1 protein-coding gene is annotated in these 656 nt (G+C 47.7%); it reads left to right on the top strand.

The annotated features are described in order from the left end of the window. A partial coding sequence (traN, locus tag PORUE0001_RS01330) for a conjugative transposon protein TraN (RefSeq protein WP_007364650.1) occupies positions 1-656 on the top strand: 656 nt, incomplete at both ends.

Raw genomic sequence — 656 nt, 5'->3', positions numbered from 1 at the left:
ATGGTCGTACCGTTATACCGTATGGACTAGAGGTCACCTTTGACAAAACCACCCATCTCATCTTTCCCGCACCGATACGCTATGTGGACTTAGGGAGTGCCAACATTGTCGCTGCTAAGGCGGAAAGCGCAGAGAACGTTCTCCGTGTTAAAGCCTCCGTCAAGGACTTTGAGACAGAGACAAATATGTCTGTAATCTGCACCGATGGCTCTTTTTACGCTTTCAATGTAAAGTATGCCAAGGAGCCTGAGAAGCTGTCGCTAGAGATGGTGGATTTCCTCCACTCTGGTGAAGGTAATCTACCTTCAAACAAGGCAGATATATACTTCAAGGAGCTAGGCAATGAGACCCCAACGCTCGTACGGCTACTGATGTCTACGATACACAAGCAGGATAAGCGTCTTGTCAAGCATATATCGGCCAAGCAGTTTGGTATGCAGTTTGGTCTCAAAGCTATCTATGCACACAACGGATTGCTCTACTTCCACACGTCTATACGCAACACAACAAATATGCGTTATCAGATTGACTACGTGACCTTCAAGGTTGTAGATAAGGCGGTCACCACACAGACGGCTATACAGGAGACTATACTCCAGCCACTGCGAGCTTACAACGACCTTGCTGTTGTTGCGCCAAAGAGCGAGTTGCGTACG

Source organism: Porphyromonas uenonis 60-3, assembly GCF_000174775.1.
Taxonomy (GTDB): domain Bacteria; phylum Bacteroidota; class Bacteroidia; order Bacteroidales; family Porphyromonadaceae; genus Porphyromonas; species Porphyromonas uenonis_A.
The sequence above is the reverse complement of the archived record's forward strand: the minus strand, read 5'-3'. Positions and strand labels throughout refer to the sequence as shown.